This is a genomic window from Cupriavidus sp. KB_39 (assembly GCF_052114485.1).
GTDB lineage: Bacteria > Pseudomonadota > Gammaproteobacteria > Burkholderiales > Burkholderiaceae > Cupriavidus.
In genome coordinates this window covers 78,139-87,005 of the sequence record NZ_JBFREV010000043.1, presented here as the reverse complement: position 1 = coordinate 87,005, position 8,867 = coordinate 78,139, and the positions used below count along the sequence as shown (strand labels likewise).

The 8,867-nt window shown below is 68.8% G+C and carries 6 protein-coding genes; 2 read left to right on the top strand and 4 right to left on the bottom strand.

Annotated elements, in window-relative coordinates; all coding sequences use genetic code 11:
- The coding region (locus tag AB4Z27_RS24850; protein ID WP_441645500.1) for a cryptochrome/photolyase family protein at nt 1–948 on the top strand (948 nt) is incomplete at its 5' end.
- 9 nt (nt 949–957) lie between these two features.
- On the opposite strand, the gene AB4Z27_RS24845 is transcribed toward AB4Z27_RS24850, so the two are convergent.
- Genes AB4Z27_RS24845 through hemC form a run of 3 tightly spaced genes read right to left on the bottom strand, consistent with a single transcriptional unit; the run spans nt 958 to nt 5,265 of the window.
- Nucleotides 958–2,148, bottom strand: coding sequence for a heme biosynthesis protein HemY (locus AB4Z27_RS24845; RefSeq protein ID WP_441645499.1), 1,191 nt, complete (start codon nt 2,146–2,148; stop codon nt 958–960).
- A gap of 2 nt (nt 2,149–2,150) precedes the next feature.
- Nucleotides 2,151–4,259, bottom strand: a complete 2,109-nt coding sequence (gene hemDX / locus AB4Z27_RS24840) for a fused uroporphyrinogen-III synthase HemD/membrane protein HemX (RefSeq protein WP_441645498.1) — start codon at nt 4,257–4,259, stop codon at nt 2,151–2,153.
- Between the two features lie 10 nt (nt 4,260–4,269).
- Nucleotides 4,270–5,265, bottom strand: a complete 996-nt coding sequence (gene hemC / locus AB4Z27_RS24835; protein ID WP_441645497.1) for a hydroxymethylbilane synthase — start codon at nt 5,263–5,265, stop codon at nt 4,270–4,272.
- A gap of 133 nt (nt 5,266–5,398) precedes the next feature.
- Between hemC and ppc the strand changes: the two genes are divergently transcribed.
- Nucleotides 5,399–8,176 carry a phosphoenolpyruvate carboxylase gene (gene ppc, locus AB4Z27_RS24830; protein WP_441645496.1) on the top strand — a complete coding sequence of 926 codons (2,778 nt, stop codon included), beginning with the start codon at nt 5,399–5,401 and terminating at the stop codon, nt 8,174–8,176.
- Here ppc and AB4Z27_RS24825 read toward each other — a convergent pair.
- Nucleotides 8,173–8,781: a ferritin-like domain-containing protein gene (locus tag AB4Z27_RS24825; RefSeq protein ID WP_092290901.1), complete on the bottom strand. Its 609-nt coding sequence runs from the start codon at nt 8,779–8,781 to the stop codon at nt 8,173–8,175. The two genes, ppc and AB4Z27_RS24825, sit on opposite strands and share 4 nt — an antisense overlap.
- Between the last annotated feature and the right edge of the window lie 86 nt (nt 8,782–8,867).

The following is an 8,867-nucleotide window of genomic DNA, read 5'->3' as shown; positions in this document are numbered from 1 at the left end:
CGGGACCTGCCCACGCTGGCCGACCTGGGCTTCGCGCCGAGCAACCTGCCCGAGATCGCCATGCCCACCGGCTCGGACGGCGCCCAYGCGCTGTTCGACGAATTCCTGGACCGGATCGGCGACTACGGCCAACGCCGCGACTTCCCGGCGCTGCGCGGGCCGAGCTACCTGTCTGTGCACCTGCGCTTCGGCACGATCTCGATCCGCACCCTCGCCCGCGCCGCCCACGAGACCGTGCTGCGCGGCGGCGCCGCCAGCGCCGGGGCGGCGGTATGGCTCTCGGAACTGATCTGGCGCGACTTCTACTTCATGATCCTGCATCACCACCCGCGCGTGGCCGAAAGCAAGTCGTTCCACCCCGAGTACGACGGCCTGCGCTGGGTCGCCCCGCAGACCGGCGAGCGCTATTTCCAGGCMTGGTGCGAGGCGTCCACCGGCTATCCGCTGGTGGATGCGGCGATGCGCCAGATCCGCCAGAGCGGCTATATGCACAACCGGCTGCGGATGGTGACGGCGAGCTTCCTGGTCAAGGATCTGGGCGTGGACTGGCGGCGCGGCGAGCAGTATTTCGCCGATCAGCTCAACGATTTCGACTTCGCGGCCAACAACGGCGGCTGGCAATGGGCGGCGTCCACAGGCTGCGATGCGCAGCCCTACTTCCGCATCTTCAACCCGGTCACGCAATCGGAAAAGTTCGACCCGAACGGTCAGTTCATCCGCAAGTACCTGCCGGAACTGGCCCGGCTGTCAGACAAATACCTCCACGCGCCGTGGACGGCGCCGGAGGCCGTGCTGGCCGAGGCCGGGGTGCGACTGGGTGAGAATTATCCGAGGCCGATCGTGCAGCACGACGTAGCCCGGCAGGAGACGCTGGCGCGCTACGCGGTGGTGAAGACGCCGAAGGCGAAGGCAGCCGCCCGGGCGAAGCTGGCGGAAGAGGAAAGCTGAGCCATCGGCTCAGGCCGCCAGCATCGCACTTTCCCGATAATGCCGTTGGGCATCCTCGGGGCGCTCCGTTTCCTCGAACAGACGGGCCAGCGCCAGATGCGTGCGCACGCGGAGCCGGACTTGCGATTCCGGGTCGGCGTACTTCAGCGCGCGCTCGAAGTTCGACTGGGCCTTGCCCCAGAGCTGCTCGCCCAGGCACAGCACGCCCAGCGTGTAGTACAAATCCGCATCGGCCGGATGTTCGGCCAGCCATTTCTCGGCCTGCTGGATCTGGGGCAGCGCCTTGCCCGGCTCGGCGCATTCGGCATAGCGCTGCACGAGGCGGCTGTCCCAGTTGACCCGGAGCGCTTCCTCGACAATGCGCCGCGCCTCGTTCTGGCGGCCCAGCGCCGAGAAGTAGCGCGCCGCCGGCTCGGCAATGCGCACCGCGTGCCGCTCATCGGGCGACAGCGAGCGCCAGAAGTGGTACAGCCCTTCCGCGTCATGGCGACGCTCGTCGAGCATCGCCTCCACCGCCAGCTGCTTGAGCCGCAGCGCCAGCACCGGGTGCAGCGCGTTGCGCTTCTCCAGCGAGCGCGCCAGCCGCAATACCTCGGTCCAGTTCTTCAGATGCTGGTGCGCACGCAGCGCAATCCGTTGCACGTGGATCTGCCGCCCGCCCTGCGACTGCAACTGGGCGATGGTTTCCAGCGCGCCCTCGGCGTCACGGGCATCGACTAGCAGTTCGGCCATGGAAACCAACCGCGCCTGAGCGCGCTCGGGGTCCGTGACCTGCGCCATCCAGGCGTCGCGGCGTTCCGATTCCTGCATCCGGTGCGCGGCCCGCGCGCCCACCAGGGCTGCGGTCTGCGCCTGTTCCGGCCACGCCTGGGCATCGCGCGCGGCGCGCTCGGCCCGTGCGAAACGTCCGGCAAACAGGTTTTCGATCGACTCGCGTAGCGCGGCCTGCGCCTTGCTCATGCGGCTGCGTTCGCGGTAAGCGGCAGCGCGGCGCGGCATCTCGGAGAGGTGCCGGAACGTGGTCAGGATCGTCCACACTCCGAAGAACAGCAGCAATAGCAGCGCCAGCGTGAGATTCAGGGACATTTCCACCCGGTACGGCGGGTAGAACAGCACCACGTTGCTGTGGTTGAACTGCGTGAACAGCGCCAGCCCGACGGCGCCGGCGAACAGGACCGCTACCCAGAACAGAAGTCGCATGGCTACTCCTTCTTCAGGGCACGCAGCGCGCCAAGGCTCTCGGCCATGGTCGGCAGCGAGACCGAGACCGCGCTGGCCTGCGCCTGCTTGAGCAGGGTCAGCACGCCCTGCACGCGGCGCGAGCGGGTATCGAAATATCGTGAAATCAGCGCCTGGGCGGCGGCGAGGTCATTRCGGAACACCGGCTCGTTGCGCGACAGCAGCGCCAGCCGCGCGTTGAGCAGGCGCAGCTTCACGTTCTCGCGCAGGAACCAGCCCTGGTCGCCGGAGAGCAGCAGCGCGTTGGCGTCGTCCACCTTGCGGATGCGGATCACCTGCCCCATTTCGGCCAGCACGTAGTGCCAGAGCCGCACGAAGGCGTTGCCGGATTCGGGCGTCGGCTGGGTATTTTGTGATGCTTGCGCCGCGCTGGCGGGCTTGCCGTTCTCGCCGGGCGTGCGGYCGAGCATGCGTTCGCCAGACAGCAGCGGCAGCACGTCGATCTGGTTGATCGACTCATCGAGCTTGATCGCGGCGCCGGTCAGGTCCGTATCCGGCACGGCTTTCATGCGGGCGATGTCGCGCGCCAAGGCCCGGCGCAGCTGGTTGTACTGCGGCTTGTCGGCCCGCGCGAGCCGCGCGTCGGCGCTTTGCAGCGCGGCCAGCGCCACCTGCACGTTGCCGCTGAGCTGGAGTTGCTGGCCGGCGTTGGTCAGCAACTGCTGGATCTCGGCAATTTCCCAGTCGTCACGGTTGCGCATCAGGTCCTGGTAGACCTGCTCGAGCGCCACCTGCTTGTCGCGGGTCTCGACCACCTGGCCGTCCAGCGCGCCGACCTTGGCCTGGAGTTCCTTGACCGTCTCCTGCGCGTTGCGGGACAGCACCCGGGTCTCCTGGACCAGAGCGTCGTTGTTCTGCTGGCGCCGCGCCAGTTCCTGCGTCAGATGTTCCACGCGCAGTTGCAGCCACCAGAAGCCGGCCGCGGTGGCCAGCACGATGACGGCGGCGACGATCCACCACGGGTTCATGCGGCGCGGTGCGAACGCAGCGGTGGGGGCACTGGCGGCAGGAGCCGCAGGCGGCGCGACATGCGGCGGCGGGGCCGATGCCGCAGCGGCTGCGGAGGCTGAAGAAGAGGAGGACGTAGTGTCTGGCGTCACGCGATCAACCTTCGTTGACGGGGAATCTGGAACCGGCGCGCGCGGGGTTGGCGTCGGAGCGACGGCCACCACCGGGGTGTCGGATGAATCTGGGCGGACCAGCGCCTCCGCCGGCCCCGCGTGGGCATCGGCCCACTGCGTGCAGGCGGCCAGCAGGCCGGCGTCGCCGGGCGCGGCGGGCAGCACATGGGCGAAGCCCAGCGCGTTCGCCTGCGCGGCAATTCTCGCATGCGGCGCAATGCACTGCATCTGCTTCAGACGCTCGTGTTCCTGCGGCGACAGGTGCAACCGGGCCAGCGCGTCGAGGTTGCGCACAGCTTCGGAACTGGTCAGCAGCCACGCGCAGGGCGGCGCGCCCGGCTTCAGGTTATCGCGCACGGCCTGCCATTGCATGGACGTGGGCTCCGGCAGCGTGCGGCTGTATGCCTCCACCGCGTCGACGGTGGCGCCGGCATCGCGCAGGCGATCGCCGAGCCAGTCGCGCCCGCCGTTCCCCCGTACGATCAGCACGCGCTGGTTCGAGAACGCGCCGGGCGAGGTGTCGAGTTCGGACCAGAGCGCCTCGGAATCGAAGCGCGCCGGTTCATTGTGGATTTCCGCGTTGCCATGCGCCCCGGCCGGGGCCACCACGCGATAGGCAGGCGCGGCAATGCCGCGTTCGGCCAGCGCCGCCACGCTCGACGGCCCGACCACCGCCACCGGCACCTGGGCCGGCCATTGCGGCAGCGCCGGCGCGTTCTGCACGTTCGCCAGCGCATCGAGCGCGAACGAGACCGCATTGGGGCTGACGAAGACCACCAGCGCATAGTCGGCGAGCCGGGCCAGCGCTGCGCGCAGCGCGGCGTCGTCGGCGGGCGGGCCAATGGCGAGCAATGGGAAGCCGAGCACGTCCAGTCCAGCGGACTGGAGCGCCTCGGTCAGTTGCCGGGACTGCCCGGCAGGTCGCGTAACTACGACGGTCGGGCGGGGCATCGCGCGCGCCTCAGGTCGGACCCGCCGCGGCAAGCGCCGCCAGCACGTCATCGGCACCGCGCGCCAGCAGGTCGCCGGCCACCGATGCGCCGAGCTGCTCGGCCGCCTCCAGCGTGTCCACCGCCCGGGCCGCATGCGCACGTATGTCGCGGCTGCCGTCTGGCAGGGCCACGAAGGCGTCGAGTTGCAGGGCATCGCCACGCCAGCGGGCATGGGCGCCCAGCGGCACCTGGCAGCTACCGCCCAGCCGGCGCGACACGGCGCGCTCGGCCGACACCGCCAGCAGCGTCGGCGTATGGTTCAGCGGCGCCAGCCATGCGGYGAGTTCGGGTCGATCGGAACKGATCTCGATACCCAGTGCGCCCTGCCCGGCCGCCGGCAGCGAGGCCTCCGGCTCGATCAGCGCGCGGATGCGCTCGCCCAGGCCCAGCCGCTTCAACCCGGCCGCAGCCAGGATGATCGCGCCGAATTCACCGGCGTCCAGCTTGCGCAGACGGGTGTCGAGGTTGCCGCGCAGCGGCTTGATGACCAGATGGGGATAGCGGGTGCGTAGCGCGGCTTCGCGGCGCAGGCTCGACGTGCCGACCACGGTGCCGGGCGGCATCTCGTCCAGCGACGCGAAGTGCGACGAGACCAGCGCATCGCGCGGGTCTTCGCGTTCCATCACGGCGGTGAGCGTGAAGCCGGCGGGCAGTTCCATCGGCACATCCTTGAGCGAATGCACGGCCAGGTCGGCGCGGCCCTCGGCCATCGCCACCTCCAGCTCTTTCACGAAGAGCCCTTTGCCGCCTACCTTGGACAGGGACTTGTCGAGAATTTGATCACCCCTTGTCGTCATGCCGAGAATGGACACATCGCACGAGGGATAGTATTGTTGCAACGCAGCACGTACATGTTCAGCCTGCCACATCGCCAGCCGGCTTTCGCGCGAGGCGATCACGAGCTTGTGCGGCATGCTGCGGGATACGGCAGCGGACGAAGAAGACGGAGACGCAGGTGCTTGCATGCGCGCATGTTAGCACGCACCCCGGCGGCCTCAGGCCCCGGAATGCGCCCGAAATCGCTTCGCCGCGTATCGGACATGACCAGGGCGCCTTCAAGGCGACCGGCACCTTATAAAAGACAGAGGAGATGACTGCATGACCCAGCCCGTCGCGCGCCCATCGGGCCGCACCCGTACCACCCCTGCCCGCAAGTCCGCCAAGACCACCGCTGCGCCACGTGAAGCGGAAGGCACTTCCGCCGCCCCCGCGAAGCCGCGCGCCGCCCGTGCCAAGCTGGCCGTGGTGGCCACCAATGGCGCGACGGTCGCCGATGCAGCCATCGCCGCGACCTCCCCCGCGCGCCGTACCGCCGACAAGGACCTGCCGCTGCGCGAGGACATCCGCTTCCTGGGCCGCCTGCTGGGCGACTGCGTGCGCGAACAGGAAGGCGAGGCGGCGTTCGATCTGGTTGAGACAATTCGCCAGACCGCCGTGCGCTTCCGCCGCGAGAACGACCGCGCCGCCGGYGCCGAGCTGGACCGCCTGCTCAAGCGGCTGTCGCGCGACCAGACCAATCAGGTCGTGCGCGCCTTCAGCTATTTCTCGCACCTGGCCAATATCGCCGAGGACCAGCACCACAATCGCCGCCGCCGCGTGCATGCGCTGGCCGGCTCGCCGCCGCAGCCGGGCAGCCTGGCCCGCGCGCTGGAAGCCATCGACGCCGCCGGCGTTACCGGCAAGCAGCTGCGCAAGTTCCTCGACGAAGCGCTGATCGTGCCGGTGCTGACCGCCCACCCGACCGAGGTGCAGCGCAAGAGCATTCTCGACGCCGAGCGCGAAATCGCCCGCCTGCTGGCCGAGCGCGACCTGCCGATGACCGCTCGCGAGCGCGACCACAACACGGCGCAGTTGCGTGCCCGCGTGACCACGCTCTGGCAGACCCGCATGCTGCGCAACAACCGCCTGATGGTGGTGGACGAGATCGAGAACGCCCTCTCCTATTACCGCACCACCTTCCTGCACGGCATTCCGCGCCTGATGGCCGAGATGGAGGAAGACATCGCCGCCGTCTTCCCGACCAGCAAGAAGGGCAAGGCCGGCRCCGCRCCGGCACCGCTCGCCCCGTTCCTGCAGATGGGGTCGTGGATTGGCGGCGACCGCGACGGCAATCCGAATGTGACCGCCGAGACACTCCAACACGCCGCGCGCGAGCAATCGCARYTGATCATGGCGTGGTATCTCGACGAACTGCACGCGCTGGGCGCGGAGTTGTCGATGTCGTCGCTGATGGTGGATGTCAGCCCGGAACTGATCGCGCTGGCCGATGCCTCGCCGGACCATTCCGACCATCGATCCGACGAACCGTACCGCCGGGCGCTGATCGGCATGTACGCGCGGCTGGCCGCCACCTCGCAGAAGCTGACCGGCCACGAGGCCCAGCGCCACCCGGTGGCCGACGTGGCCCCGTACGACAATGCCGAGGCGTTTGCGGCCGATGTCCAGGTCGTGATGGATTCCCTGCGCACCCACCATGGCGTGGCGCTGGCCCAGGCGCGCATCGATGCGCTCCAGCGCGCCATCGCCATCTTCGGCTTCCACCTGGCCTCGGTGGATATGCGCCAGGTGTCCGACGTCCACGAGGCCGTGATCGCCGAACTGTTCGCCGCCGCCGGCGTGGAGCGCGACTACGCCGCGCTGCCCGAGGCCCGCAAGCGCGAACTGCTGCTGGCCGAACTGCGCCAGCCGCGGCTGCTGACCATGCCGTGGCACGAATATTCCGAGCAGACGCGCAGCGAGCTGGCGATCTTCGCCATGGCGCGTGACCTGCGCGCCCGCTACGGCAAGCGCGTGGCCCGCAACTACATCATTTCGCATACCGAAACGCTGTCGGATCTGATCGAGGTCATGCTGCTCCAGAAGGAGTCCGGCATGCTGCGCGGCACGCTCGGCAGCAAGACCGATCCGGCGCGCATGGAGCTGATGGTCATCCCGCTGTTCGAAACCATCGAGGACTTGCGCAACGCGGCCGGCATCATGCAGTCGCTGCTGGACCTGCCCGGCTTCGACTCGGTCATCGCCCATCACGGCGTGGAGCAGGAGGTGATGCTCGGCTATTCGGATTCGAACAAGGACGGCGGTTTCCTGACGTCGAACTGGGAGCTGTACAAGGCCGAGCTGGCGCTGGTGAAGCTGTTCGAGGCGCGCCGCGTGAAGCTGCGGCTGTTCCATGGCCGGGGCGGCACCGTGGGGCGCGGGGGCGGCCCGACCTAYCAGGCCATCCTGTCGCAGCCCCCGGGCACCGTGAACGGCCAGATCCGGCTGACCGAGCAGGGCGAGATCATCAACAGCAAGTTCGCCAATGCCGAAATCGGCCGGCGCAACCTGGAAACCGTGGTGGCGGCCACGCTCGAGGCCTCGCTGCTGCCCACGCAGAATGCGCCGAAGGACCTGGAGTCGTTCGAGGGCGTGATGCAGCAGCTGTCCGACCGCGCCTTCACCGCCTATCGCGACCTGGTCTACGAGACCCCGGGCTTCAAGGACTACTTCTTCGCCACCACGCCGATCACCGAGATCGCCGACCTGAACCTGGGTTCGCGGCCGGCGTCGCGCAAGCTGATGGACAAGAAGAACCGCAAGATCGAGGATCTCCGCGCGATTCCGTGGGGCTTCTCCTGGGGCCAGTGCCGGCTGCTGCTGCCGGGCTGGTTCGGCTTCGGCAGCGCGGTCAAGGCGCTGGTCGATGAGGCGCCGGACGAGAAATCGCGCAAGGCCACCCTACCTGGACCCGCTGAACCACTTGCAGGTCGAACTGCTCAAGCGCTACCGGGCAGGCAAGGACGGCGACGACGTGCGCGTGCGGCGCGGCATCCACCTGACCATCAACGGCGTGGCGGCCGGGCTGCGCAACAGCGGCTGATCGACACCGGCATCTAGCCGACGAAGGCCCCGGGCACGGGGTCTTCGCCGAGCGCCGACAGCAGCACGGCCCAGTGCATCGCTTCATCCCCTAGGATGCTGCCGGCGGCCCGGGTCAGTTCCCGGTTGTGAAAATTCGGCAGTACGCCGAGGTAGGCCGCCGTGGCGCCCTTCTCCAGCCCGGCCGCGAAGCGCAGCACATCGGCCTGCGTCTTGAGTTGTTCGGCGGGAAAGTTGTAGTCCCCCGGCTTCTTCGCCGTCACCGGCGTGCCGCCCAGCTTGCTGACGGTACCCGCCAGCACCTGCGCGTGGGCCTTGTGATGGCCCTGGAACTTCACGGCGGTGTCCAGGACCGGCTTCTGCAGCAAGCCGCTTTCCGCGCCCACCTGATASGCCGCRATGGCCTGRTATTCCAGCCCGAGCGCGACATTGAGGATGTTGATGTCATCGCGGGTGCTGCCCGACTGGGTCTGCGCCCAGGCCGGCATCGATTCGCCCAGCGAAAACACCGCGAGCGAGCCGAGCGCAAACAGCCCGGGGGCCTTCAGCAGGCCGCGCCGGCGGGCATCCGGCAGGGTGACGATGCGCGATGCGGCGGCGGGACGTTCTTCCAGAGTGGCCATGACGGTCTCCTGTTCCTTTTGGGGGGAGGCGCGCCACGGGTTGGCGCACCTGTCCGCATATACGCGGCAGCGCGCCAGACGGATGC

Coding starts and splice junctions, on each gene's coding strand:
- AB4Z27_RS24845 (WP_441645499.1), bottom strand. CDS start 2,148: ATGCGACTTCTGTTCTGGGTAGCGGTCCTGTTCGCCGGCGCCGTCGGG.